This window comes from Ilumatobacter fluminis, assembly GCF_004364865.1.
Taxonomy (GTDB): Bacteria; Actinomycetota; Acidimicrobiia; order Acidimicrobiales; family Ilumatobacteraceae; genus Ilumatobacter; species Ilumatobacter fluminis.
Map to the genome: position 1 here is coordinate 2,402,436 of NZ_SOAU01000001.1, position 25,672 is coordinate 2,428,107.

At 68.5% G+C, this 25,672-nt stretch carries 24 protein-coding genes and 1 pseudogene; 12 read left to right on the top strand and 13 right to left on the bottom strand.

Annotation, left to right across the window (positions count from 1 at the left end):
- The first annotated feature begins 4 nt into the window (after positions 1-4).
- Genes BDK89_RS10945 through purD form a run of 3 tightly spaced genes read left to right on the top strand, consistent with a single transcriptional unit; the run spans position 5 to position 4,601 of the window.
- Positions 5-958, top strand: a complete 954-nt coding sequence (locus BDK89_RS10945; protein ID WP_133868982.1) for a phosphoribosylaminoimidazolesuccinocarboxamide synthase — start codon at positions 5-7, stop codon at positions 956-958.
- Positions 955-2,385, top strand: coding sequence for an amidophosphoribosyltransferase (gene purF / locus BDK89_RS10950; protein ID WP_133868983.1), 1,431 nt, complete (start codon positions 955-957; stop codon positions 2,383-2,385). The genes BDK89_RS10945 and purF overlap by 4 nt, the downstream gene beginning before the upstream one ends.
- Positions 2,385-4,601 carry a phosphoribosylamine--glycine ligase gene (gene purD / locus BDK89_RS22140; protein ID WP_208294039.1) on the top strand — a complete coding sequence of 739 codons (2,217 nt, stop codon included), beginning with the start codon at positions 2,385-2,387 and terminating at the stop codon, positions 4,599-4,601. Before purF ends, purD begins: the two co-directional genes overlap by 1 nt.
- Before the next feature lie 47 nt (positions 4,602-4,648).
- Here the strand turns inward: purD and BDK89_RS22670 are convergent, their stop codons facing one another.
- From BDK89_RS22670 to BDK89_RS10990, 7 genes and pseudogenes are all read right to left on the bottom strand, one after another.
- Positions 4,649-5,464, bottom strand: coding sequence for a type 1 glutamine amidotransferase domain-containing protein (locus BDK89_RS22670; RefSeq protein WP_424955301.1), 816 nt, complete (start codon positions 5,462-5,464; stop codon positions 4,649-4,651).
- A gap of 51 nt (positions 5,465-5,515) precedes the next feature.
- Positions 5,516-7,231: pseudogene (locus BDK89_RS10965) on the bottom strand (sulfatase-like hydrolase/transferase); the annotation flags it as partial.
- Positions 7,232-7,254: 23 nt separating this feature from the next.
- Complete coding sequence (locus BDK89_RS10970) at positions 7,255-7,695, bottom strand: SRPBCC family protein (RefSeq protein ID WP_133868985.1); 441 nt, start codon at positions 7,693-7,695, stop codon at positions 7,255-7,257.
- 12 nt (positions 7,696-7,707) lie between these two features.
- Positions 7,708-8,580: an SCO6745 family protein gene (locus tag BDK89_RS10975; RefSeq protein WP_133868986.1), complete on the bottom strand. Its 873-nt coding sequence runs from the start codon at positions 8,578-8,580 to the stop codon at positions 7,708-7,710.
- Positions 8,577-9,488, bottom strand: coding sequence for a haloalkane dehalogenase (locus BDK89_RS10980; protein WP_133868987.1), 912 nt, complete (start codon positions 9,486-9,488; stop codon positions 8,577-8,579). The genes BDK89_RS10975 and BDK89_RS10980 overlap by 4 nt, the downstream gene beginning before the upstream one ends.
- 1 nt (position 9,489) lies before the next feature.
- Positions 9,490-10,335 (bottom strand): ribonuclease Z, encoded by an 846-nt coding sequence (locus BDK89_RS10985; RefSeq protein ID WP_133868988.1) that lies wholly within the window; start codon positions 10,333-10,335, stop codon positions 9,490-9,492.
- Positions 10,332-12,590, bottom strand: a complete 2,259-nt coding sequence (locus tag BDK89_RS10990; protein ID WP_133868989.1) for an arylsulfatase — start codon at positions 12,588-12,590, stop codon at positions 10,332-10,334. The genes BDK89_RS10985 and BDK89_RS10990 overlap by 4 nt, the downstream gene beginning before the upstream one ends.
- A 73-nt stretch (positions 12,591-12,663) precedes the next feature.
- Here BDK89_RS10990 and BDK89_RS10995 point away from each other — a divergent pair, with 73 nt between their 5' ends.
- From BDK89_RS10995 to BDK89_RS11005, 3 genes are all read left to right on the top strand, one after another.
- Positions 12,664-13,293: a TetR/AcrR family transcriptional regulator gene (locus BDK89_RS10995; RefSeq protein WP_166657525.1), complete on the top strand. Its 630-nt coding sequence runs from the start codon at positions 12,664-12,666 to the stop codon at positions 13,291-13,293.
- Between the two features lie 287 nt (positions 13,294-13,580).
- On the top strand, positions 13,581-13,820 hold the full coding sequence (locus tag BDK89_RS22675; RefSeq protein WP_133868991.1) for a type II toxin-antitoxin system VapB family antitoxin: 240 nt from the start codon (positions 13,581-13,583) through the stop codon (positions 13,818-13,820).
- Positions 13,817-14,143: a type II toxin-antitoxin system PemK/MazF family toxin gene (locus BDK89_RS11005; RefSeq protein WP_133868992.1), complete on the top strand. Its 327-nt coding sequence runs from the start codon at positions 13,817-13,819 to the stop codon at positions 14,141-14,143. The genes BDK89_RS22675 and BDK89_RS11005 overlap by 4 nt, the downstream gene beginning before the upstream one ends.
- Before the next feature lie 95 nt (positions 14,144-14,238).
- Here the strand turns inward: BDK89_RS11005 and BDK89_RS21770 are convergent, their stop codons facing one another.
- The 4 genes from BDK89_RS21770 to BDK89_RS11020 all read right to left on the bottom strand — a co-directional run bounded on the left by BDK89_RS21770 (position 14,239) and on the right by BDK89_RS11020 (position 15,649).
- On the bottom strand, positions 14,239-14,412 hold the full coding sequence (locus tag BDK89_RS21770; RefSeq protein WP_166657526.1) for a hypothetical protein: 174 nt from the start codon (positions 14,410-14,412) through the stop codon (positions 14,239-14,241).
- Positions 14,413-14,707: 295 nt separating this feature from the next.
- Entirely contained in the window at positions 14,708-14,896 is a 189-nt protein-coding gene (locus tag BDK89_RS11010; protein ID WP_133868993.1) for a hypothetical protein, read from the bottom strand.
- A 202-nt stretch (positions 14,897-15,098) separates the two neighbouring features.
- On the bottom strand, positions 15,099-15,428 hold the full coding sequence (locus tag BDK89_RS11015; protein ID WP_133868994.1) for a type II toxin-antitoxin system HicB family antitoxin: 330 nt from the start codon (positions 15,426-15,428) through the stop codon (positions 15,099-15,101).
- Positions 15,425-15,649 (bottom strand): toxin HicA, encoded by a 225-nt coding sequence (locus BDK89_RS11020; RefSeq protein ID WP_424955302.1) that lies wholly within the window; start codon positions 15,647-15,649, stop codon positions 15,425-15,427. Before BDK89_RS11020 ends, BDK89_RS11015 begins: the two co-directional genes overlap by 4 nt.
- Before the next feature lie 297 nt (positions 15,650-15,946).
- On the opposite strand from BDK89_RS11020, the gene BDK89_RS11025 reads away from it, so the two are divergent.
- The 3 genes from BDK89_RS11025 to BDK89_RS11035 all read left to right on the top strand — a co-directional run bounded on the left by BDK89_RS11025 (position 15,947) and on the right by BDK89_RS11035 (position 19,349).
- Positions 15,947-16,360: a bleomycin resistance protein gene (locus BDK89_RS11025; protein WP_208294041.1), complete on the top strand. Its 414-nt coding sequence runs from the start codon at positions 15,947-15,949 to the stop codon at positions 16,358-16,360.
- Positions 16,361-16,778: 418 nt separating this feature from the next.
- Positions 16,779-18,221, top strand: a complete 1,443-nt coding sequence (locus BDK89_RS11030) for an amidase family protein (protein ID WP_166657527.1) — start codon at positions 16,779-16,781, stop codon at positions 18,219-18,221.
- A 144-nt stretch (positions 18,222-18,365) separates the two neighbouring features.
- Complete coding sequence (locus BDK89_RS11035) at positions 18,366-19,349, top strand: isopenicillin N synthase family dioxygenase (protein ID WP_133868998.1); 984 nt, start codon at positions 18,366-18,368, stop codon at positions 19,347-19,349.
- A gap of 75 nt (positions 19,350-19,424) precedes the next feature.
- Here BDK89_RS11035 and katG read toward each other — a convergent pair whose 3' ends face one another.
- Both katG and BDK89_RS11045 read right to left on the bottom strand, forming a co-directional pair.
- Complete coding sequence (gene katG, locus BDK89_RS11040; protein WP_133868999.1) at positions 19,425-21,623, bottom strand: catalase/peroxidase HPI; 2,199 nt, start codon at positions 21,621-21,623, stop codon at positions 19,425-19,427.
- Positions 21,624-21,756: 133 nt separating this feature from the next.
- Positions 21,757-22,401 carry an SDR family oxidoreductase gene (locus BDK89_RS11045; RefSeq protein ID WP_133869000.1) on the bottom strand — a complete coding sequence of 215 codons (645 nt, stop codon included), beginning with the start codon at positions 22,399-22,401 and terminating at the stop codon, positions 21,757-21,759.
- A gap of 183 nt (positions 22,402-22,584) precedes the next feature.
- Between BDK89_RS11045 and BDK89_RS11050 the strand changes: the two genes are divergently transcribed.
- The 3 genes from BDK89_RS11050 to BDK89_RS11060 all read left to right on the top strand — a co-directional run bounded on the left by BDK89_RS11050 (position 22,585) and on the right by BDK89_RS11060 (position 25,623).
- A complete protein-coding gene (locus BDK89_RS11050; RefSeq protein ID WP_133869001.1) occupies positions 22,585-23,808 on the top strand; it encodes an HNH endonuclease signature motif containing protein in 1,224 nt (407 codons plus the stop codon).
- Positions 23,809-23,853: 45 nt separating this feature from the next.
- Complete coding sequence (locus BDK89_RS11055) at positions 23,854-24,561, top strand: aspartate/glutamate racemase family protein (RefSeq protein WP_133869002.1); 708 nt, start codon at positions 23,854-23,856, stop codon at positions 24,559-24,561.
- A gap of 105 nt (positions 24,562-24,666) precedes the next feature.
- Positions 24,667-25,623 (top strand): class II glutamine amidotransferase, encoded by a 957-nt coding sequence (locus BDK89_RS11060; protein WP_133869003.1) that lies wholly within the window; start codon positions 24,667-24,669, stop codon positions 25,621-25,623.
- Positions 25,624-25,672: the final 49 nt, after the last annotated feature.

Here is a 25,672-nt window from a genome sequence, read left to right on the forward strand (position 1 = left end):
GACGATGAGGACCAGCCTGTTCGAGCCGTTCACCGAGATCGATCTCCCGCTCCCCGATCGGCGCGACGGCAAGGTTCGGGCCTCGTGGGCGATCGGTCACGACCGCCGCCTGATCGTCACGACCGACCGCCTGTCGGCGTTCGACCGCATCCTGGCCGGCGTCCCGTACAAGGGGCAGGTGCTGAACCAGTTGGCCGCCTGGTGGTTCGACCGCACGTCCGACATCGTGCCGAACCATGTCGTCTCGGTCCCCGATCCGAACGCCCTCCTGGCCCGAGCGGCCGTTCCGCTGCCGGTCGAGGTCGTCGTGCGGGGCCACATCACCGGGGTCACCGACACGTCGGTATGGGGCATGTACTCGGAGGGCCAGCGTTCGATCTACGGCTACGACTTCCCGGATGGGCTCGCGAAGAACACCCCGCTCCCGAATCACATCGTCACCCCCACGACGAAGGCGCAGGCCGGCGGCCACGACGTGCCGCTCACGTGTGCCCAGGTGGTCGAACGGGGCCTGCTCGACGCCGACCTGTGGGAACGGGTGATGGACATCGCCCTCACCGTGTTCGGCCGTGGCGTCGAGATCGCCGAGCAGGCGGGCCTCATCCTGGCCGACACGAAGTACGAGTTCGGCATGACGCACGACGGCGACCTGATCCTGATCGACGAGATCCACACGCCCGACTCGTCTCGTGTGTGGATGGCCGACAGCTACGAGCGTCGCCTCGCCGACGGCAACGAGCCCGAGAGCCTCGACAAAGAAGACGTCCGACGGGCGTTCGCCGAACTCGGTTACAAGGGCGAAGGCCCGATCCCGAACGTGCCCGACGAGGTCTGGTCGGCGACGACTGCCCGCTACATCGTCGCCTACGAACGGCTCACCGGCACGCCGTTCGACCCCGGCGCCTACCCCGTGCCCGAACGGCTCACCGCCAACCTGACGAAAGCAGGCCTGCTGTGAAGAAGATCCCCGTCACCACGGACGATCGACCCAAGGAGGAGTGCGGCGTCTTCGGCATCTCGACGCCGCACGGCGACGGTGTCGCGGAGCTGTCGTTCTTCGGCTTGTTCGCGCTCCAGCACCGCGGACAGGAAGCGGCCGGCATCGCCGTCAGCGACGGTTCGCGAGTGCGGCTGCACAAGGACGAGGGGTTGGTGTCGAACATCTTCACGCCGGAGGTGCTCGCCCCGCTGTCGGGTTATCACGCGATCGGCCACACCCGGTACTCGACCACGGGATCGAACGCCCACCGGAACATCCAGCCGTTCGTGATCGAGACCATGCACGGACCGTTGGCGGTCGCGCACAACGGCAACATCGTCAACGCCTCGGCGTTGCGTGAGGAGCTGCTCCATCGCGGGTTCGGTCTCACGGCGACGAGCGACACCGAGGTCATCGCGCTGATGCTCGCCGCGGCCGGTGGCCGCACCTGGCAGGAGCGTCTCGAGCGGACGCTGCCGGCCTGGAAGGGTGCGTTCTCGCTGGTGTTGCTCGCAGCCGACGAGGTCATCGCCGTGCGCGACCCGTGGGGCTTCCGTCCCCTGTCGGTCGGGCGGCTCCCCCACGGCGGCTGGACCGTCGCGTCGGAGACGTGCGCGCTCGCCACGCTCGGCTGCACCGACATCGACGAGGTCCGGCCCGGTGAGATCGTCACCCTCCGCGGCGCCGAGATCGACCGCATCCAGGCGCTCACCCCGTCCGGACAGCCGGCCCGCTGCACGTTCGAGTTCGTCTACTTCTCCCGCCCCGACTCGTTCTGGGACGGGCAGAACGTGCACCACGTCCGCCAACGGCTCGGCCGCGAACTCGCCATCGAGTCGGCGATCGACGCCGACGTGGTCATCCCCGTTCCCGACTCCTCGATCCCGGCGGCGATCGGCTACTCGGCCGAGTCGGGGATCCCCCACAACGACGGGCTGATCAAGAACCGCTACATCGGCCGCACCTTCATCGAGCCGACGCAAGACATGCGCGAGCGCGGCGTCGCCCTCAAGTTCAACGCGTTGCGGGAGAACCTCGAGGGCAAGCGAGTCGTCATGATCGACGACTCACTCGTGCGCGGCACGACCGCCGGGCCGCTCGTCAAACTCGTCCGTGACGCCGGCGCCACCGAGGTGCACCTGCGCATCACGTGTCCGCCGATCACCCACGCCTGCCACTTCGGCGTCGACATGGGCCACGACGGCGACCTCATGGCGTCGAGGCTCAGTGTCGAGGAGATGGAGGCCCACATCGGAGCCGACTCGCTCGCCTTCCTGTCGCTCGACGGCATGATGCGTGCCGTCGGCCAGTCCGAGGGCTACTGCAACGCCTGCTTCACCGGCGAGTACCCGATCGCCGTGCACGAAGCCCAGGCGAAGCTGTCGTTCGAGGGAGCGATCGCCTGATGCGTGTCGTGGTGATCGGACGAGGTGGCCGCGAGCACGCGATCGCCTGGTCGTGCGAGGAGCACGGCCACACGGTGAGCCTGGCCGACGATCTCGGCGAGCTCACGGCCGACGACGTCGATCTGGTGATCCCGGGGCCCGAGGCAGCGCTGGTCGACGGCGTCGCCGACGAGTGCAGCTTCCGCAAGATCCCCTGTTTCGGCCCGACGTCGAAGCAGGCCCGTATCGAGTCGTCGAAGGGCTTCTCCCGCCATCTCGCCGACTCGCTCGGCGTACCAGGCCCGGTCTACGAGCGGTTCGAGGAGCTCGACGCCGACGGGGCGATCGCCTGGTGGCGCGGGTTCGGCAAGCCCGTCGTCGTGAAGCTCGACGGTCTCGCAGCCGGCAAGGGCGTCATCGTGCCCGCCGACGACGACGAGACCGAGGCGGCGATCCGTTCGACCGCCAAGCTCGGCCCGTTCGTGCTCGAGGAACGGATTTCCGGCCCCGAGTGCTCACTGCTCGCCCTCTGCGACGGCAACTCGGCGGTCGCCCTGCCGCTCGCGCAGGATCACAAGCGGATCGGTGAGGGCGACACCGGCCCGAACACCGGCGGCATGGGCGCCTACGCGCCGGCGCCGGTCGCCTTCGACGCGACGGAGCTGCTGGCCACCTTCGTCCAACCGATCCTCGACTACTACGCCTCGTCGGGAACGCCGTACGTCGGCGTGCTGTACGCCGGTCTGATGCTCACCGCCGACGGGCCCCGCCTCATCGAGTACAACTGTCGCTTCGGTGACCCCGAGACCCAAGCGGTGCTGCCGCTCCTCGAGACCGATCTCGCCGAGCTTGCACTCGCCTGCACCCGACACGACGTGTCGTCGGTCCCCGTCGGCGTGCGCGACGCCGTGGCGTGCACCGTCGTGGCCGCTGCGCCCGGCTATCCGGCCTCGCCGAGCACCGGCGCAGCGATCACGTTGACCGGTTTCTCGACGACCGACTGGGCGAACCGATCGAGTGACGACCCGAACGCAATCCTGTTCCCGGCCGGTGTGTCCGACGGTCGCACGGCCGGAGGACGGGTGCTGGCCGTGACCGGCCTGGGTACCGACCTCGCCGCCGCACGTGCCGCCGCCTACCGGGCGATGGACGGTGTCTCGTTCCCGAACATGATCGTGCGTCGCGACATCGGGTGGCGCGCACCGGGCGCCATGCTCACCTCGTACGCGTCGACCGGTGTCGACATCGACGAGGGCAACCGGGCGGTCGAGCAGATGAAGGGCGCCGTCGAGCGCACGCTCGGCAGCGACGTGCTCCGGGGTGTCGGGTCGTTCGGTGGCGTGCTGTCGGCGAAGCGGATCCTCGAGCGAGCCGATCCGGTGCTGGTCGCCTCGACCGACGGCGTCGGGACGAAGGTCGAACTCGCCGCCCGGCTCGGCAAGGTGCGCAACATCGGCCACGACATCGTCAACCACTGCATCGACGATGTGCTCGTGCAGTCGGCGCGACCGTTCTTCTTCCTCGACTACATCGCCGCAAGCAAGCTCGACGCCGACCTCGTCGCCGACGTCGTGACCGGCATGGCCGAAGCCTGCGAGGCGTCGGGCTGTGTGCTGCTCGGCGGCGAGACGGCCGAGATGCCCGGCGTGTACGCAGCGGGTGCGTTCGACGTCGCCGGCACCCTCGTCGGCATCGCCGAGCGGAGCGAGCTGCTCCCCCGCGACGACGTGTCACCCGGCGACGTGTTGATCGGCGTGGCGTCGAGCGGGCCCCACACCAACGGCTTCTCGTTCCTGCGCAAGCTGTTCGACTGGGTGCCGATGAACGTGACGCCGCCCGGTTTCGACCAGGAGCTCGGCGACGCCCTGCTGGCACCGCACCGGTCGTATCTGGGTGTGCTCGACGGGGCCCTCGAGTCGGGCAAGGTGAAGGCGCTCGCCCACATCACCGGTGGTGGCCTCCCGGAGAACCTGCCGCGGGTGCTCCCCGACGCAGTCGACGCCGAGATCCGACTCGGTTCGTGGCCGAAGGGCCCGCTGTTCGAACTGATCGGCGAACTCGCGACCGGCGTCGACGATCACGAGCTGCACCGCATGCTCAACATGGGTATCGGCATGGTCGTCGTGTGCGACCCCGCCGACGCCGACGCCGTCCAAGCATCGATCGACGAACCCACCTGGCAGATCGGCACCCTCGTCCGCAGCCGACCAGGCTCCCGAACCGTCCACCTGATCTAGGGGTCGGATACGTTTCGTCGGGCCCGACGAAACGTATCCGACCCCATCTACTCGACGAGGCGCATGAGTTCTCGGGCGACCATGGGGGCGGCGTTCTGGTTCTGGCCGGTGACGAGGTTGCCGTCGACGACCCAGTGGTTGGCGAACGGGTCGCGGAAGGCGTGCTTCGACTCGAACTCCGCGCCGGCGGCACGCAGCTCGGTCTCGGGGTGCTGCGGGGTCGATGCGATGCCGAGTTCTCGAACCTGCTTGTCGGTCACCGCCGTCAGACGACGACCTGCGACCAGCGGGCTGCCGTCGGGCTTGGTGGCCTGCAGGAGGCCGAGCGGCCCGTGGCACACGCCGCCGATGGCCGCTCCCCGCTCGTCGGCGGCGGTGATCTGACGACCGAGCGCTTCGGACGTGCCGAGGTCGAACGCTGCGCCCCACCCGCCGGCCAGGTACACGATGTCGTACACGGAGATGTCGACGTCGCCCACCGCCAGTGACTCGGCGAGCTGCCCGCGCAGCACCGGATCGGCGAGCAGTCGATCGTCGGCGGCGGTCCGGATGACCGGCTTGAGCGACTGGGGATCGACCGGGATGTCGCCTCCCCTCGGGCTCGCCACGTCGACCACCATGCCGGCGTCGCGGAACGCGTAGTACGGCACGGTCAGCTCGCTCGCGAACACGCCGGTCGGCTTGCCCAGGTCGAGTCGGCCGTGGTTCGTGGCGATGACCAGTGCCCGCTTGCCGTCGAGCGCGAACACGTCGGCGTCGGGATCGTCGGGGTGCAACCCGATCCGCTGCAACAGTCGGCGCACCGCCTTCTGCGGGGGGCGGGGCCGATGGGCCGCAGCGGCACGCCGCTGCTTGATCTGCATCTGGATGACTTCCTTCGGCGGGAGCAGCGGCACCTTGTCGATCTCGGTGATGCGACTCGTCACGTACGGCCACGGCTGGTTGCGTTCGGGGATCGAGCGGTGCCGTTCGTCCTTCATCCGGTCGACGAGCCAGCCGAACACATCGGCGGCGGCCGGGTCGTCGGCACGGTTCACGACCTCGTCGCCGTCGGCGGTGAGGTCGTAGAGCTCCCACTGGTCGGGCAGGACGTTCGTGCGGTACTGCGGGCCCCCGATGCCGTCGCTCGCCAGTTGGCGCACGCCCGGCTCGGTCCAGGTGGCCGGATCGTCGAACGTGCGCACGAGCTTCCACAGGTGGTCGTCGCCGCCGGCCGAGGCGGGGACGCGAGCGACGACGCCCTCGAAGTTCGTCGCCACGTGGGCGGCGACCTGGATCCGGAGCGGGCCGGGTGCGTCGTCGACGCGTCCGAAGGCACGGGCGATGGCGTTGGCGCCGGTGTCGCCTTCGGGCATGTTGTCGCGGGTCATCACGTACACGACGCGGTCGGCGTCGGGGTCGGCGCCGTCGACGACGGGCAGCAGGTTGCGGCCGGGCAGCGGGTGCACCTCGCTGAACGTCGACCGCAGTTCGTCCGCCGTGGCGGCCTCGTCGATCGATGCTGCGGCGAGCAGCGTCGGGACGATGTCGAGGTGCGACGTCGGGTCGGCGATGCGACGCGCCTCGTTGGTGCCGGCGCCCACGCGGGCGATCGAGAACGGGACGCGGGTGGCCTCGTCGTAGAGCTGGAACCACTTCTGGTGCAGCCCGCCGTGCGAGCCGAGCAGGTCGCCGTGATCGGCGGTCTTCACCAGCACGGCCTCGCCGGTCGTGTGCTCGGTGACCGCTCGGCGGACCTGGTCGAGCGGGCCGTCGACTGCCGCGTGGAGCTGGTAGTACAGGTCGCGGTACTCCTGGGCGTGGCGACGGTACAGGCCGGCCACGGCGCCGGGCGGGCCGTAGCAGGAGGGGTAGGCGGCTCGGTACGCCACGTGTGCCGCCGGCTTGGTGCGGAGGTCTTCGGTGGCGCTGGGCGCGGGCGGCACCGTGGGCACCTCGATCGAGGCCAGTTCGTCGGGCATGCCCCGGCGCATCCAGAGCGGGAACAGCACGATGTCGTGCGGGTTCACGAAGCTGGCGACGAGGAGGAACGGTCGCTGCGCGTCGGCGTCGCCGGCGCGGCGGCGGGCGTATCGGTCGTCGAGCCAGGCGACGACCCGGTCGGCGATCAGGGTGTCGCGGGCGAGACCCGAGTTGGCGAACAGACCGCCGTGCGGTTCGGGGCCGACCCATCCCGAGAAGCCGTAGGGGCCGAGCGGGTCGGCCTCGAGGTAACGCTGCACGTTCTCGTCGAGCACGTCGCCGGTGGCGGTGTTGGTCGGGAGCGGTTGCCCGTCGTCGTCGTGGAGGTCGGCGTGGCTGATGTGCCACTTGCCGTCGTAGTGGGTGTCGTAGCCGGCGGCCCGGAACCAGTTGCCGAGCGTCGGCACCTCGTGCGGGGGGAGCCAGCGCATGCGCGAGTCGTCGGCCATCTTGCCGAGTCCGTCGGTCTGGGTCACGCCGTGGAGGTCGGGATACTGGCCCGTGAAGAGGGTCGGCCGGCTCGGGACACAGGCGAGCGAGCCCGTGTAGTGGCGGTCGAACGAGACGCCGTGGTCGTCGAACCAGCGGGCGCCGGGCAGCGCGTCGCGTCGCCACGCCCGGAGTTCGTCGGTTTCGTAGGGAGGAGCGGCGCGCTCCTCGTCGGTCATCAGGATGATGATGTCGGGACGGTTCACGCGAGGTTCTCCAGGTGGGCGGTGAGGCCGTCGAGCATCATGTCGCTCGCCTCGGCCATCTTGCGGGCGATGCCGGCGCCGATCAGCGCCTTGTCGGGACGTTTGCCGGTGTCGACGGTGGTGGCGAGCGAGACGAGGGTGCCATCGGCGGTGGGTGTGAGCGTCCACGTGTTGGTCGCTCGCTTGACGATCGGGAGGAGCCCTTCGATGTCGTAGGCCAGTCGGTGATCGGGCTCCCAGACGGTGACGCGCTCGATGAGGGTGATCTGGCCCATCTGGACCCGGCGGGTGGTGCCGACGCCGTCGCGCTGTTCGGTGGCCAGGCTCGAGTGGTCGATGTCGTCGGCCCACAGGGCGAGTGCGTCGAAGTCGGCGAGGGTGGCCCACACGGTGGCGGGCGACGCCGGGAGGTCTCGGGTTCGGGTGATGGTCGTCATGGGTTCCTTCGTTCAGGTGCGTTCGTCGCGGTGGCGTCCAGCGGGCATCCACTTCTCCCCCGCCGTCGCGTCGACGCGGGCGATCAGGCGGTCGCCGACCGATTCGACGAGTTCGCAGAAGCGGACGGTCGCGTCCTCGCCGAGATGCTGCCACGCGTTGGCGGTGATGTCGTCGAGTCGGTTTTCGAGCGAGATGCGCAGGGCGATCGCCTCATCGGTGACGCGTCCGTCGACGGCGAGGCCCCGCTCCTCGAGTCGGGCGTAGGCGGCGGCAAGCGCGGCGTCGTCGGCTCCGCGGCTGCGGGGCAGCCAGTCGTCGTCGTAGTGCCGCCACGCGCCGTCGAGGATGCCCGCTTCGGTGCCGGCGATGTCTTCGGCCGTCTGGATCGCGAAGTGGGTGTCGCCGCGCCATTCGCGGATGCAGTTGACGGCGAGCCACGCCGACAGGAGCGGGTCGTCGGTGCGGCGGTGCCGGAGCTGTGCCGCGAACATCGCCCGGCCCGACAACGGCAGGGTGTCGGCCGCAGCCCACAGCGGCTCGGCGAGACCGGCCAGGTCGTCGCAGATCTCGGGCACGTGGGTGCGGAGGCCCTCGAGCACGGCCTCGTCGCGGACGCGGACGGCGTCGGCCGAGGTGCCGACCTTCAGGAGCTCGTCGATCGAGAGCCGGATGAAGTCGGCGTGGATCGAGTAGTACGCGGCGGTGACGACGTCGGCGCCCGCGTCGACGAGCGCGCCGGCACGGGTCGTGATGTAGTAGCCGAGCCCGTTCGGGATGCCCAGGGCCGCGTAGCGCTCGATGCCGACCGGGTCCCAGAAGATCCACCCGACGAGGCGGTGCGAGGCGAACGCCGCCCTCCCCGACAGGGTGCGCCAGTCGGTCACAGGGTGCCCGCGATGAAGTCGTTCAGGAGCTGGGCGAGTTCGGGACCACAGTCTTCCTGGAAGAAGTGGCCACCACCTTCGATGGTGCGGTGGGACTGTCCCTGGGCACCGGCGATCAGGGTCCGGAACGGCTTGTCGCCGCCGGCGGTCACTGGGTCTTGGTCGCTGAAGCAGCAGAGGAAGGGCTTGTCGAACGAACGGAGCACCTCCCACGCCTCCTTGTTCGGGCCGGCCTCGGGGTCGTCGGGCGAGGTGACGACCAGGGCCGGCCAGATGCGAGCGCCCGCCTTGTACGAGTCGTCGGGGAACGGCGCGTCGTAGGCGGCGACCTCGGCCGGGTCGAGGTCGCGGACGGAGGCGGCGTTGATGAGGAAGCCGACGTCGAACGTCGGGGTCGTCTGGGAGAACTGCTGCCAGCGCAGGAACGCCTCGCTCGGCTGCTGGTCGCCGGTGGGCAGGCCGGTGTTGCCGACGGCGACCCGGGCGAAGCGTTCGGGCTGGGCGGCGACGAGGCGGAGGCCGATCAGGCCGCCCCAGTCCTGCCCGAAGAAGGTGCAGTCGGTGAGGTCGAGGTGGTCGAACACGAGCGCCGACATCCACGCGACGTGGCGGGCGTACGTGTAGTCGGACTGTTCCGTCGGCTTGTCGCTCCGTCCGAAGCCGACCTGGTCGGGCACGATCACGCGGTGTCCCGCGGCGACGAGGGGCGGGATCATGAAGCGGTACAGGTAGCTCCACGAGGGCTCGCCGTGGAGCAGGAGGATCGGGGCGGCGTCGGCCGGACCCTCGTCGAGGTAGTGGACGCGCAAGGTGCCGCCGTCGCCGTCGGGCACCTCCGCGTAGTGGGGTTCGAACGGGTAGTCGGGCAGGTCGGCGAAGCGGTCGTCGGGGGTGCGAAGGGTCTGCATGTCAGGCTCCTGTGGGATCGACGGGTTGGATTTCGATGCGGTGGAGGTCGTCGCCGAGTTCGACGACGCCGTCGAAGTGGGTGGCGGCTCGCGACCGCCATTCGTCGACGGTGTCGGCGGTGAGGGCCGGCACGTAGTGGGTCAGCACCAGCGTGCCGACACCGGCTCGGGCGGCGGTGTCGCCGGCCTGTTCGGGTGACGAGTGGTAGTCGAGCGTGTCCTGCATCCGTTGGAGCGGGATGTTCTCGATCACGTCCTTGCGGATCACGGTGTGGACCAGGGCGGTGGCGCCCGCGCACAGCCGATCGAGGCCGTCGCACGGCACGGTGTCGCCGGCGAGCACGACCGACGCTCCGTCGTGGTCGACCCGGAAGCCGAGGGAGGGTTCGACCGGCTTGTGGTCGGTCGGCGCACACGTGAGCGTGAAACGTGCGTCGAGGTCGATCTGGCCGTCGCCGAACTCACGGACGACGACGGGCGGCGGTTCGGTGAGATCGGCGTGGTGGGCGATGCGGTAGGCGATGTCGGGCGCCAGTGCGGCGAGCAGGTGGTCGACGACCTCGGCGGTGCCGGGCGGGCCGACGATCGTCAACGGGTTCGGCTCGAACGAGGTGACCCACCGCGTGGTGATCACGTCGTTCAGGTCGGTGATGTGGTCGCTGTGCAGGTGGGTGATCAGGAGCGCCGTGAGGTTGCCCGCACCCAAGCCGCAGGCGGCGAGGCGCATGAGGACGCCGCGCCCGGCGTCGACGAGGACGTGTTCGTCGTCGATGGTGACGAGCGTGGCGGGTCCGGCACGGTCGGGGGCCGGGATCGGGCTGCCGGTACCGAGGAGGGTGACGATCATTGTTGGGCCATCTGTTGTTGGGCGCGGGCGGCGTCGGTGCCGGCTGCCTCGCGTGAGACGAGTTGGATCTCGACCGAGTGGAGCAGACCCGCGAACGGGAATGGCGCCGGGTAGCGGGTGGAGACCGGCGACCCCTGGTCGAAGCCCACCGACGCGCCGACGGAGGAGATCATCCGCATGTAGAACGGGATGTCGGACGAGCCGGCGGGCATGCCGTCGACCAGGATCTCGACCGATCCGGTCCGGCTGCCGGTGCGTCGGAATCGAGCGGTGAGGGTGACGACGCCGTCGGGCAGCGGGTCGGCGGATTCGACGACGGTGTGGTCGTCGAATGCGTTGTAGTCGACGACGAGACGATCGTCCTGCACGAACACGCTGATGCCCGAGTTCTGGGTGCCGGTCGCGTAGAGGACGCCGTCGTCACCGGACGAGCGGGTGACCGTCGCCGTCAGGTCGAAGGAGCGACCTCCGATCGACGCCGCGGCCTGGGCCGGGATGGGCGACATCGGTGGCCGGTAGACGTAGCGCCGGTCGGCCGGGTGGGGTGACCGGTCGCGGAAGCGTGCACCGAACAGTTCGACGCCGCGATCGTCGAGCGGGAGCACGCCGTGGCGGTCGGCCTCGCTCCACCAGAGATCGATCAGGCGGGCGAGGGTGTCGGGCTCGTCGTCGGCCAGGTCGTGACACTCCGACCAGTCGTCGTCGAGTCGGTAGAGCTCCCACGGCTCGGTGTCGAAGTCGCCACCGTGTTCGTGCCGGCAGACCGCTTTCCACCAGACACCGTCGAGCTGGGCGACGAGGGCACGGCTGCCCATCATCTCGAAGTACTGCAGGGTGTTGCGGGCCGGCGCGTCGGGGTCGGTCAGCAGCTCGGCGAACGAATGGCCGGTGACCGGCAGTTGGTCGAGACCGCGCCGTGTGGCGGGCGGTGTGACCCCGATCAGGTCGTACAGCGTGGGGGCGATGTCGGCGACGTTGGCGAACTGGTGCCGCAGGGTGCCGTGCTGGTCGGGGTCGATGCCCTTCGGCCAGTGGACGATCATCGGCACGTGGACGCCGCCTTCGTGCGTGTTCTGCTTGTACCAGCGGAACGGGGTGTTGCCGCACTGGGCCCAGCCCCACGGGTAGTTCGTGTGGCTGTGCGGTCCGCCGATGTCGTCGATGCGTTCGATCGCCTCGTCGGGCGTCTCGAGGATGAAGTTGAAGAACTTCATCTCGTGCATGACGCCGTACGGTCCGCCCTCCTGGGAGGCACCGTTGTCGGCGAGGGCGACGACGATGGTGTCGTCGAGTTCGCCCATTGCGCGAAGGCCGTCGATCAGGCGACCGATCTGGTCGTCGGTGTGGTCGAGGAAGGCGGCGAACGCCTCCTGCAGGCGGGCGGCGAGGCGCTGCTGGTTGTCGGGCAGGTCGTCCCACGCCTCGACCCCGGGATTGCGCGGCGCCAGTTGGGTGTCGGGCGGGATCAGGCCGAGCTCGAGCTGGCGCTCGTACCAGCGGCGGCGGTGGACGTCCCAGCCGTCGTCGTAGCGGCCCCGGTACTTGGCGAGGTACTCGGGCGGCGCCTGGTGCGGGGCGTGGGTCGCGCCGAAGGGGAGGTACGCAAAGAACGGGCGGTCGGGGCGGACGCCCTTCGAGTCACGGATCATGCGCAGGAGCTGGTCGACGAGGTCGACGCTCAGGTGGTAGCCGTCGTCGGGGCCGGCCGGCGGGTCGACCGGATGGTTGTCGCACACGAGGTCGGGATGGAACTGGTCGGTTTCGCCTTCGAGGAAGCCGTAGAAGCGGTCGAAGCCACGGGCGAGCGGCCAGTGATCCATCGGCCCGGCCGCCGAACACTGCTCCATCGGGGCGAGGTGCCACTTGCCGGCACAGAAGGTGCCGTATCCGGCGTCGTGGAGCACCTCGGCGACGGTGGCCGCGTGGGGCGAGATGTGGCCGAGCTGGTGCGGGAAGCCGGTGCTCCAGTTGGAGACACCGCGCATCCCGACGGCGTGTTGCGAGCGACCGGTGAGGAGTGAGGCCCGGGTCGGCGAGCACAGGGGTGTCACGTGGAAGTTGGTGAACTGGAGTCCGCCGGCCGCGAGCGCGTCGAGGTTCGGGGTGTCGATGTCGGAGCCGTAGCAGCCGAGCTGGGCGAAGCCGGTGTCGTCGAGCAGGATCACGAGCACGTTCGGTGCGTCGTCGCCCGGATGCGGCGGTTCGGTGAACGACGGCGTCGACTCGGCGAGCGTGCGTCCGATCTGGAGTGTCATGTGCGGCGGTCCCCCTCGTGTGCCGTCGACGACATCTTGCATTCTGCGAGTCGCACTGTCAATATCTTCTGACATGACGACTCGCGATAGTGCGCAGCACGCCGCCGGTGACGAGGACGACACCGTCACCGACGGTCGGCGGCGCCGCCGCGAACTCGGACGGGTCGCTGTCGTGGATGCGGTGATCGACCTGATCCTCGCCGGGGGCCGTGCCCCCACGGCCGACCAGATCGCCGAGCGAGCGGATGTGTCGGTCGCCTCGGTGTATCGCTACTTCGAGTCGCTCGACGAGCTGCGGCGACTCGGCGTGCAGCGCTACTTCGAGCGCATCGATCACCTGATCGCGATCCCCGACATCGGTGAGGGGCCGCTCCCCCGCCGGATCGACTCGTTCGTGGCGAGCCGGCTCGAGTTCTACCGGGTCACCGAACCGATGGCCCGGATGAGCCGCCACCAGGCGCTCGACGTCGAGCAGATGCGAGCCACCCTCGCCCGGGTCCGCGCCACCCTCGCCGACCAGGTCGCCCAACACTTCGCTCCCGAGCTCACCCCGCTGAGCAGCGCCGCCCGCAAGGACCGTGTCGCCGTCGTCGCCGCCCTCACCTCGTTCGAAGCCTGGGACCTGCTGCAGGAACAAGGTCTCGATCGCAGCGCCGTCCGGCGTGCCTGGCGAACGAACCTCGGCATCCTGCTCGTCAGTTGAGGTCAGACATCATCCGACCGACCAGAATGGTCGGTCGGGACAGCAACTGGTCGATTCTGATCTGACATCAACCTGCCTCGAGCCGTTGAGTCTGGCAGTGTCCGTGCCTGGGGGTAGATCGGTTCGAGCGTCGCCGATCCGAGCAGTCGCGGGCTGCAGGCGAAGCCGTCGGTGGTCGTCACGGATCGAGGGGGCTGGCGAGTCGTTCCATCGGACGGATCGCGCCGGCCGGCTGGCTGAACATTCCGAGCGGTTTCAACGGAGCATGATCATGGCATGATAGTGGCATGACTCGAGCTCGGATCAGTACGACTGTCGACCGCACGCTTCTCGATGACGCTCGCCGACTCCACGCCGGAACCACTGATGCCGAACTCGTCGATGAGGCACTGACAGCACTCCTCGATCGCTACCGGTCTGCCGAAATTGACGCCGCGTATGAAGCTGCGTACGAAGCTCACCCGATCGACGGCGAAGATGAGTGGGGCGATCTCGCCTCGTTCCGAAGCGCTGCTTCGGCCACATGAGCGCTGCGCCCGTCCGGGGGGAGCTGTGGTGGTGCGAACCACCGGAGATCGGTCGACGACCAGTCGTGGTCCTCTCGCGTGATGCAGCGATCCCGCGTCTGCGTCGTGCACTCGTCGCACCATGCACCACCACGATCAGAGGTCTGCCGAGTGAGGTCGTTCTCGACCCGGGTGACGATCCCATCGTTCGCCGCTGTGCCGTCAACCTGGACTCGATCGAGTCGGTATCAACCGCCGTGCTCGTCGAGCGGATCGGTGCACTGAGCGGCATGCGAATGCGAGAGATCTGCCAGGCACTTGAGGTTGCAGTCGACTGCCGATAGCCGGAACGTTCTCGAGCGGGTGGACGAGCACCGAGGTGCCGAACTGGTCGGCCCATCTCGGCATTTCCGCACGCGATTACGCGCTCCTCGGGGCATCAGGCGTCGGGGACCGGGAACCGATCCCGGAACACCGCGGCGGGTTCGAGTACGAAGCCGTCCAGGCCGAGCGTGACCGTGAAGGTGTCCAAGAATCCCGACTGGCCGAGGATCACGGCCGTTCCCTGATGCGGCCACGGGTCGAGCGCGGCGACGACGCCTCTCCACGTCATCGGATCAGCCTCGCGCATACCAACGGGCGGGCGAACCTCGAGGGTCAGGTCGAAAAACGCGACCTCACTCGTCGTTCCGCCGAGCCTCAACATCATCGTGTCGCCACGCTCGACAGGTTCACCACCGGCAGCGAGTACCTCGTGGGCAACCACAGTGATCGGGCCGCCGGTGTCAATGATCGCGGCGAACCGCGTCGACGAGCCCGGTGTCGCGACGGCTACGACCGCGCGCAGGACGGGTTGTGGGCTGCGGCCTCGGCCCTCGCCGAAGTCGGTGTACGCGTACTGCCAGGCGTCAGCCAAACCCGTAGACCACCGGATCGTCCGGTGCAGGCGCCCGCATCACCTCGACCTCACCCAGGTCCGCTTCCTCGATCGCGGTGAGCAGTTCGGCCAAGGATGCAGCGTCGGAGCACACACGACCCTCCGCGTCGACAGCAACCCACCGGCCCGCCCAGGGCTCGAGATCAAGCGTGCGTGCCATGAGTTCAGAGTACCTCGTGGGTGTGTCACCGATCAGCGCACGGTCGGCACGGCAGGCCGCGTGATTACCGAGCGGGTGCGCTCGAGCGTCAGTGCCGGACTGCTCGGTCGAGGCGGCCTCGGATGCTGAGCGTTATGCGTGGCCGCGTCGAGTCGGACCGTGAGAGACATGGCCTCGGCAGGCTGCCAGATCGGCGGATCTCTCAGCTGTGGGCGAGGCGGTCGCTGACGAGACGGTTCAAGCTGACGCCCTGCTCGGCGGCTGCGAGGGCGAGTTCGCGGTGCAGTGACTCGGGGACGCGGACGTTGAACTTGCCCGAGTAGCGGCGATCGGCGATCGGTTCGGGGATCGGCTCGCCGTTCGCCGCCAGGTCGGCGAGGACTCCGTCGACGAGGGCGACCAAGCCGCGCAGCGCCTGGCCCTGGTCGGCGTCGAGCCAGGACAGCGACGGGAACTCGACGACGGTCGCGACGTATTCGTCGTCCTCGCCGGACCACGAGACCCGGTAGGTGTAGTGCTTGGTGTCGGTCACGTCTGTTCCTCGTTGAGTTTGTCGATCGCCTTCAGCACTTGGCGGACCTGGTACGGCTTGGCCTTGCCGCCCTTGGATTTCTGGATGTTGACCCGAGGGTCGCCCGGCCACGGCGTCTTGAACACCGCGTGCGACGTACCGCTCTGGCGGGGTTCACCGAAGAAGTGAACGCACACCGAGTGCAGGTCGTTGTACGAGATGTTCTGCGGTGCGTTGCGCATCGCGGCCACGGTCTTGTCGATCCTGGCCACAACGTGCATAGTACCAATAGCGGTACCACCGCGCAATAGCTGGAACCGGAGGCCGGTCAAGACAACCAGCTGATGTCGCGCTGGTCGGTGGCGTTGTCCGCGTCAGCCCCTCGCGCGATATCGAGTGGGCCAGCCGGTCGTATCGCTCCGCGGTCGTGCCGAACTGCTCGGGGAAGTTGTCCTCGTGTCGACAGGCGATATCGGGCGGGCGAGTCAGCCGCCGGGTGCCGTGTCGCTGCGGATCGGTTCAGTTCTAGCCTGGGCCTGGTGGAGGCATCTTGGGCAGCTCTCGTTCCTGAGCTGTCCTGCTCCGACCTCGACGTCTCGATGCACTTCTGGACCGGCGTCCTCGGGTTCTCCTGTCGATTCCGACGAGAGGAGGACCGCTTCGCTTACCTCGAACTCGGCGATGCACAGGTGATGCTGGAAGAGCGTCACCAGTCATCGTGGGAAACCGCTTTGCTCGAGCGACCGTTCGGTCGAGGGATCAACCTGCAGATCGAGGTCGATGACGTCGAGCGCCTCCACGCGCGCGTCACCGAAGCAGGTCTTCCGCTCTTCCGGGATCTCCTGCGGACTGAGTACCGAGAAGACGACACGGTCCACGTCGCGTACGAGTTTCTCGTACAAGACCCGGATGGCTACCTCTTGCGCTTCGTTCAGAACCCAGACGCCACCTGACGCTCGCTGTCATGACGAGCAGGGAGGCGGACCGGCCCAGGTTCTGCGACGCGGGCGTCGGACAGTCAGGATCGCCCGACACCTCTCCATGCTGTTTCCAAAGCACACGTCTCGGAACCGGTACGGCGAACGGTACGTCTGCTCGTCGCAGTGACCACTGCCCACAATGCGCCACCTAGCACCCGGGCGGCGAGACCGCTCCGCTTGACGTGCGGGCCGGTGCAGAGCGAGGTCGGCGTATTGTCCCGCGGCCTCAGCCACGCATATCGACACCTGAAGCCGCATGGTTCACCCGATCGGGATCCGGCAATCTGCTCGCCGATCAAGCGCACATATCGCGCGGGCTGTCGGTCGGGCCTATGGCGAACCGGTGCGGCTCGAGCGGTTCCTCGTGGGGTGCGAGGTCTACGCTCGCCGCATGGGGAACATCGGGGTGTACAGCACGGCGACGGAGATGTTGGCGGCGCTCGACCGGGGTGAGGTGACGAGCGTCGACCTCGTCGAGATGCAGCTCGAGCGGATCGACGCCGTCGACGGCGACATCAACGCGATCGCGGTGAACACGCCCGACCGGGCACGGGCAGCGGCGCAGGAGGCCGATCGTCGCCGGGCCGACGGCGACAGCGCTCCCCTCCTCGGCTTGCCGCTCACCCTGAAGGAGTCGACCCGCACGGCCGGACTCCCGCAGTCGGCCGGTATTCCGGAGTTCGCCGGCTTCGTCCCCGAGACCGACGGCCGGGTGGCCGAGCGGGTGTCGGCGGCGGGCGGGTGCCTGCTCGGGACGACGAACATCCCGTTCGCACTGAGCGACTGGCAGGCCGACAGCGCCGTGTACGGCCGCACGCTCAACCCGTGGGACACGACCCGCAGTCCGGGCGGCAGCACCGGCGGCGGGGGCGCCGCTCTGGCCGCGGGCATGACGCCCCTCGAGATCGGCAGCGACATCGGCGGCTCGATCCGGGTACCGGCCGCGTTCTGCGGTGTATACGGGCACCGCCCGACCGAAACGGCGATCCCACGATCGGGTTCGATGCCACCGCACGACCTGGAGAACCCGGCGGCGATCATGGGTGTGCAGGGACCGCTGGCGAGGTCGGCCGCCGACCTCGAGTTGATGTTCGACGTCGTGGCCGGCCCGATCGAACTCGAGGATCGAGCGTGGCGGCTCGACGTACCGCCGTCGCGCCACGAGTCGCTCGGCGAGTTCCGGGTCGCTGTGATGCCGGAGATCCCGTTCGCGAAGCCGTCCCGAGCGATGCAAGCGTCGGTCGAGAGCCTCGCTGCGTTCGCGTCGGACGGGGGCGCTCGGGTCGCCGAGGCGATGCCGTCGTTCGACGCCGAGCAGTACTTCCACGACTATCTGACCACCCTCATGCTCATCACGACCCAGGCGATGAGCGACGACCACCGTCACTCGGCGGCCGAGAAGATGATCGCCACGGGTGACTCGACCGAGATCGCCCGGGCGAAGGGCATGACGATGTCGGCCGTCGACTTCTTGCAGCTGCTCGATCGTCGCGAGCTCGCTCGGCGGGCGTGGGCCGAGTTCTTCGAGGAGTGGGACGTCCTGATCTGCCCGACGGCGATCGATGCGGCGTTCCCCCACACCGACGGCAAGTTCAACGATCGAACGTTGGAGATCGACGGCGAGACGGTGCCGTACCACCACATGGTGGTGTACCCGATGTGGGCGATCTTCGCCGGCCAGCCGGCGACGGCGTTCCCGGGCGGACTCGACCCACGTGGCTTGCCGCTCGGCCTGCAGGCCATCGGCCCGTACCTGGAGGATCGCACCACGATGCGGTTCGCCGGTCTCGTCGAGGAGTGGAACGGCTTCGTCCCGCCACCGGCGTACGCCTGAGCCGTGTGAACCGTTCGTGAACGGCGGGCCGCTCCCCTTCCATCGCAACCGACAGTTCCGTATGGTCGGGTCACACATCAGGGAGTAGAAGCGGTCAGGGCTCGACGGCCCCGGGCATTGCTCCGTCCGACGAAAGGACCTCCCGTGCCCACTTCCCCCGAACGCTCCGTCGAACTCGACCTGGAGTCGACGATCGGCAGCATCGGCGTCGACGCCGACCGGACGATCCCCGTGATCAGCCTTGCCGACATGGACCGGCGGCGAGCCGAGATCACCGACGAGCTGTGGGCCGCAGCCCGCGACGTCGGCTTCTTCCAGCTGGCCAACCACGGCATCGACACGGCGCTGGTCGATGCGACGTTCGCCGCAGCAGAGCGGTTCTTCGACCTCGACGATGACGTGAAGGCCGAGGTGCCGTGGCGACGCGAGTTGAACGCCGGGTGGGAGTCGAGGTCGCAGGTGCGGCCCTCGACGAGAGTGGCCGATCAGAAAGAGACGTACCAGGTGACGGTGCCGCACATGTCGGGCCTGTGGCCCGCCGACGAGACGGTGCCCGGCTTCCGCACGACACTGCTCGAGATGGAGCGGCGGTGCTGGCGCATCGCGATGGACGTCCTCTCGTGCTTCGCCGATCGGTTGGGCTTCGCGCCCGACTTCTTCACCGTGGCGCACGAGCCCACCGGCGACGGCTACCAGAGCACGCTGCGCCTGCTGCGCTACTTCCCGATGTCGGCCGACGATTTCGAGGAAGGACAGTGGAGGGCAGGCGCCCACACCGACTACAACTGCCTGACCCTCCTGTTCCAGCGGGAGGGGCAGGCAGGGCTCCAGGTGTGCCCCGGCACCGACGCGGCGACCGGTCGGTGGACCAGTGTCACGCCCGACGAGCGTCTGATCACGTGCAACATCGGCGACATGTTGAAGCGGTGGAGCGACGACCGCGTCTCGTCGACGCTGCACCGCGTGCGTGGGCCGAAGCCCGGGGAGCCGGTCGTGTCGCGCCACAGCGTCGCCTTCTTCGCCCAGGCGAACAAGCCGGTGATGATCATCCCGCCGGGCGGGTCGTACGAGCCGACGAGTGCCGGCGACTTCCTCCAGCAACGGATCGACGCCAACTTCGTCCGGTGACGCAACACGCCGCCCCGAGCCGGTTGCTCGGGGCGGCGTGCTCGCCAGTGCTCAGGCGAGACCGTTCTGCTGGGTTCAGTCCAGGTCGAAGCGGTCGTTGTGCATGACGACGAACCAGCCGTCGACGAAGTGGCGGATCATGTCCTCTTCGCCACCGGCGGCTGCGAACTCTTCGGCGAGCGCACGCAGCTGGCTGTTGGCGCCGAACACGAGGTCGACGCGGGTCGCCTTCCACTTGAGGTCTCCCGACGTGCGGTCGCGGCCCTCGAACACGTCCTCGGCCTCACCGACGGCTGCCCACTTGGTGCGCATGTCGAGGAGGTTGACGAAGAAGTCGTTCGTCAGCTGACCCTTGCGGTCGGTGAACTCGCCATAGCCCTCGTCGCCGACGTTGGCACCGAGCACCCGCAACCCGCCGATCAGGGCGGTCATCTGCGGGGCGGTCAGGTTGAGCATGAACGCCTTGTCGATGAGGAGATGCTCGGTGGGCACGGCACCCATCTTCTGCACGTAGTTGCGGAAGCCGTCGGCCTTCGGCTCGAGCCACTGGAACGAGTCGACGTCGGTGTTCTCCTGGGTGGCGTCGGTGCGACCCGGCTCGAACGGGACCTCGATGTCGTGACCGGCGGCCTTGGCGGCTGCTTCCACGGCGGCGGTGCCACCGAGGACGATGAGGTCGGCGAGCGACACCTGCGGGCCACCCTTCCCGTTGAAGTCGGCCTGGACCTGCTCGAGCTTCGAGATGACCTCGTTGACGCCCGACGCCACGTTGACATCCCAGTCGCTCATCGGCGAGAGACGGATGCGGGCACCGTTGGCACCGCCGCGGTAGTCGGTGCGTCGGTACGTCGAGGCCGACGCCCATGCGGCCTTGATCAGCTGGGCTCCGGACAGACCGGAGTCGAGCAGCGTCGACTTGAGCTCGGCGATCTCGGCGTCGCCGATCATCGGCCCCTCGTGGGCGGGCACGTTGTCCTGCCAGAGGAACTCCTCCGACGGAACCTGCGGGCCGATGTACCGGTTGGCCGGACCCATGTCGCGGTGGAGCAGCTTGAACCAGGCCTTGGCGAAGGCGTCGGCCAGCTGGTCGGGGTTCTCGTAGAAGCGCTTCGAGATCTCCAGATAGGCCGGGTCGGTGATCATCGCCATGTCGGCGGTCGACATCGTGGGCGGCGTCTCGGGCGCTCCCTCGGCGACCGGCGGCACCATGAAGCCGGGCTTGACCTCGGTCGGCTGCCATTGCTGTGCGCCGGCCGGTGAGTGGACGAGTTCCCACTCGTGGGAGAAGATCGTCTCGAGGTACTTGTTGTCCCACTGGGTCGGGGTCGGGGTCCAGGCGCCTTCGAGACCCGAGGTGAGGGTGTACTCGCCGAGGCCCTTCTCGTGCTTGTTCGCCCAGCCGAAGCCCTGGTCGGCGAGTCCGGCACCTTCGGGCTCGGGCCCGTGATGGTCGGGCGTCACCGCACCGTGCATCTTGCCGAAGGTGTGACCGCCGACCGTGAGCGCCACGGTCTCCTCGTCGTTCATGGCCATGCGACCGAACGTCTCGCGGATGTCTTGCGCCGACTTCAGGGCGTCGGGCACACCGTTCGGACCTTCCGGGTTGACGTAGATCAGACCCATCTGCACCGCCGCGAGGGGGTTGTCGAGCACTCGGTTGCCGTCCTCGAACGAGCCGGTGTATCGCTCGTCGTGCACGGCCAGCCACTCGTTCTCCGGGCCCCAGTAGATGTCGTCCTCGGGTGCCCAGATGTCGGCACGACCGAACGCGAAGCCGGCGGTGCGGAAACCCATCGTCTCGAGCGCCCGGTTGCCGGCGAACACGAACAGGTCGGCCCACGAGATCTGCTTGCCGTACTTCTGCTTGATCGGCAGCAGGAGGCGTCGGGCCTTGTCGAGGTTGCCGTTGTCGGGCCACGAGTTGAGCGGGGCGTAGCGCTGGGCGCCGGTGCCGCCGCCGCCACGACCGTCGCTGACGCGGTAGGTGCCGGCGGCGTGCCAACTCATGCGGATGAAGAAGCCGCCGTAGTGGCCCCAGTCGGCGGGCCACCAGTCTTGCGAGTCGGTCATGAGGGCGTCGACGTCACGCGTCAGCGCGTCGACGTCGATGCCGGTGAAGGCCTTGCGGTAGTCGTACTCGGGACCGAACGGTGTCGAGTCCGGATGATTCTGGTGCAGGATTCGCAGATTGAGCGAGTTGGGCCACCACTTCTCGTTCGACTGGAACTCGGCGGACGTGAGCGATCCCCACTCGGCGGACAACGAATCTGACATGACATCTCTCCTGGCGGTTGGCGGATGTTCCCCCTGCGACCATTGTCACGTCCGGATCACTGGCTGTAAAGATCACCCGACCCAGATTCTGGTGATGTCATCCATAACCCCGCCTGATGATGCCGTGTGGTGGCTAGAGCGCTCCGACGGCGTCCTCGATGGGGGTCGACCCGCCGACGATCTCGATCGTGCGGCCGTCACCGTTGCCGGAGTCGATGATCTCGGTCAGCACGGCGGCGACGTCGGCCCGGGTGATCTCGCCGCGCTCGACCGACTCGCCGAGTTCGACGGCGCCCGTGGCCGAACCGTCGGTGAGCTTGCCGGGCCGCACGATGACGGCCGGGATGTCGGCGGAGCGGACTGCCTCGTCGGCGGCTGCCTTGGCACGGAGGTAGACGCTGAACGTCTCGTCGTCCTGGGGCGGGTCGTCGGCCCCCATCGAGCTGACGATCAGGAATCGGTCGGCACCCACACGAACAGCCGACTCGACCGTCTTGATCGCACCGTCGCGGTCGAGCGTGTTCTTGCGCTCCGGCCCACTGTTCGGCCCGGCACCGGCGGCGAACACGACGACGTCGCTGCCATCGAGCGCCTCGTCGAACTCCTCAGGCGTGCAGTTCTCGAGGTCGAGCAAGACGGGCTCGCCCCCGTCGCTCTCGATGTCGGCGAACTGGTCCTCGGATCGGATGAGGCCACGGACGTGGTGTCCGGTACTGCGGAGGAAGGTGGTCAGCTGGCGGGCGATCTGCCCGTGCGCTCCGGCGATCGTGACTTGCATGACACCCGGGATACCACGTCGACAGCGGGTCGAACCCGAGCCGCCCGTCACACGTGACGAACGACGACCACATGGGGTCCTCGACCCACCGCCTTCCGTCGTTCGGTCACGCTTCACACAACTTCACGTAGGCATCACACGCTGGCTCTTTCCGAGTGAATCGTACTGGTGTACGCTGTTCACATGGTCGCCGCAGTGTCGGTCTCCGCGAGCCGAGCGCTCGATGAGCAGATGGCAGGCGCTGCTGGACTGATGAACGTGGCGCACGCCGACCTGACCCGACTCACGGCCGAGGCGATCGAGAACAACACCTGGTCGGGCGCCTCGCCCAAGCACTGGGTCGTGCACTGCATGGGCACGAACCCGACCCGGGCCGAGATGGTGGTACAGGTCGCCGAGCGTCGGCACCTCTACCCCACCATCGTCGGCCGATTCGACGCCGGCGAACTCTCGCTCGAGCAGGTCAACGAGCTGATGAAGGCCCCGCCGGTCGCCGACGCCTCGCTCGAGGACTGGGCCGAGATCGCCACGCCACATCGCATCCGCCTCTCGGTGAAGAAGCGATGGGGTGGCGCCCCGACCGACACACCCGCAGACACCGACACCGGCGCCGAGACCGAAGACCCGACGAGCGACATCGAGCCCGAGCCGGCTCCGGCAGAGCCCGAATGGGTGAGCACTCGTGTCGACGACGAGCACCGGTTCCGGCTGACCGGCAGCTTCGACCTCGACACCGGCCAGAAGATCGATGCCGCGCTCGTCCAGGCTCGTGAAGAACTGTTCGCCGACGGTCAGCGCGACATCTCGCTCGCCGACTGCTTCCGACACGTCGTCGAACGATTCCTCGACGGCATCGAGAGCCCGGCTCGCCGCAATCGAGCACGGGTGTGGGTCCATCTCGACGCCGACGGCGACGGTCTGACCCCGTCCGGCGTCCGGATCCCCGACTCGGTCCGAGATCGCATCACCTGCGACGGCACGATCCAGCCGGTGTGGAAACGTGACGGTGTTCCGTTCAATCTCGGCCGGGCACAGCACATCGTGCCCGATCGTCTGCGTCGAGTGGTGCTGCTGCGAGACCAGGGCTGCCGCACACCGGGGTGCCATCACGATCGCTTCGTCGAGATCCACCACATCATCCACTGGGCCGACGGCGGCCCGACCGATTCATGGAATCTCGTGGCGCTCTGCACGAAGCATCATCGAATGCACCACCAGGGTCGACTCGGGATCACGGGCAACGCCGACGATCCGAACAGTCTCGTGTTCACCGACGAACACGGACGACGAATCGAGCCCTGCGGGGCCCCACTTCCACCAACCGAACTCCCCGACGCCCGCTACCGGGCCCCGAGCATGGAACGGGTCGACTGGCAGTGGGTCGGCCTCAACTGGCCCGACCCCTGACACGCCCCGAGCCGACCCCGGCGCCACCAGTACCATCCTCCCGGGATGAAGACGATCGGGTTGCTGGGCGGGATGAGTTGGGAGAGTTCGATCGAGTACGAGCGACTCATCAACGAGGGAGTCCGTGCGGCTCGGGGAGGCACCTCGTCGGCCGACCTCATCATCCGCAGCTACGACTTCGCTGCCATCGAGGCGCTCCAGGAAGCCGGTGACTGGGACGCCGCCGGGCAACTGCTCGCCGCCGACGGCCGTCGTCTGCAGGACGCCGGCGCCGAACTCCTCGTGCTCTGCACGAACACGATGCACGTCGTCGCACCGGCGATCGAAGCCGCGATCTCCGTGCCGTTCCTCCACCTGGCCGACACCACCGCAGACGCCGTGCTCGGGCAACGACTCGACACGGTCGCCCTGCTCGGCACCCGCTACACGATGGAGCACGTTTTCTACCGAGGCCGTCTCGAAGCACGTGGCCTCACGGTGTTGGTGCCGCCCGAACCCGACCGCACGACGGTGCACGACGTGATCTACGACGAGTTGGTGCGCGGTGTGGTGAACCCCGATTCGAAGCAGCGGTACCTCCACATCGTCGATCGGCTGGTCGCCGCAGGAGCCCAGGGGGTGATCGCCGGCTGCACCGAGATCGAACTCCTGGTCACCGCCGACGATCTCGACGTGCCCTACTTCCCCACCGCACGACTCCACGCCGAGGCCGCCGTGGCGGCGGCACTCGCCGACGACGACTGTCGCGACTGACGACTCACGACCAACGCCGCACGAGCGGGTTTGCCGAGTTGCCCGACCGGGGACCTACGAGGTCGTCCGCCCCACGACCTGCGCTGCGCGCAGTGAGGAGTTGCCATGTGCCGAGTACTCGCCTATGTCGGGCCCGACCTGCCGCTCGAGAGCCTGCTGCTCACGCCGGACAACAGCCTGATCAACCAGACCCTCGACCCCGAGCTGCACCCCCTGCTGCAGCTCGCCGGGTGGGGCTTCGGTGCTTGGAGCGACGGCTTCGTGCGGCCCGACGACCCGCTGGTGTACCGGCGGCCGGTCGCCGCCTTCTACGACGACAACGCGGAAGGCATCATCCCGAGCCTGCAGGCGAGCACCTTGCTGGCCCACGTGCGCGCCGCCGGGTACGACGCCGGTGCCGTCCTGGCCGACGAGAATTGCCACCCGTTCCGCATGGACGGAACGCCGTGGATCATGGCGCAGAACGGGGCGCTCCCCCACTGGAAGCAGCTCCAGCGTGTGCTGCTCCCGCACTGCGACGACCGGTTCCTCGGCCAGATGCGCGGCACGACCGACACCGAGTTCTTGTACGTCCTGCTCCTGTCGCTGCTCGACGGCGACGGGGTGGACGACGTCCAGCGTGCCTTCGAACAGCTCCTGCGGGTGTGTCACGAGGCGATGACCGAACTCGATCTCGTCGCGCTCACGAAGATGAAGATCGGCCTGGTCACCAAAGATCGTGTGATCGGCGTCAACTACGGCTTCGGCCACGACGGCGAGACCGAGATGGATCAGGACTGGCGCGAGTTGCGGGAGCACGACGCCGGCACCGACGAGCACTCCCTGTCGATGGTCCTCGAACCGATGTACCTGCTCACCGGCCGCAACTTCGACGACTACGAGGGCTCCTACGACGTCGATGTGACGCCGCCGGACGAGGCGACGTCGGCGATCTTCGCCTCCGAGCCGCTCACCGAGCAGAGCGACGACTGGACCGAGCTGGCATTCGGCCAACTGGTGTCGATCGAACGGTCGGGGTCGGGTCTGCAGGTCTCGATGCGTGACCTCGACATGTCGGTCTGACACCCCACGTCTCGCGCGCTCCGTGGTCCCCCTGATCGGGGTCCGGTTG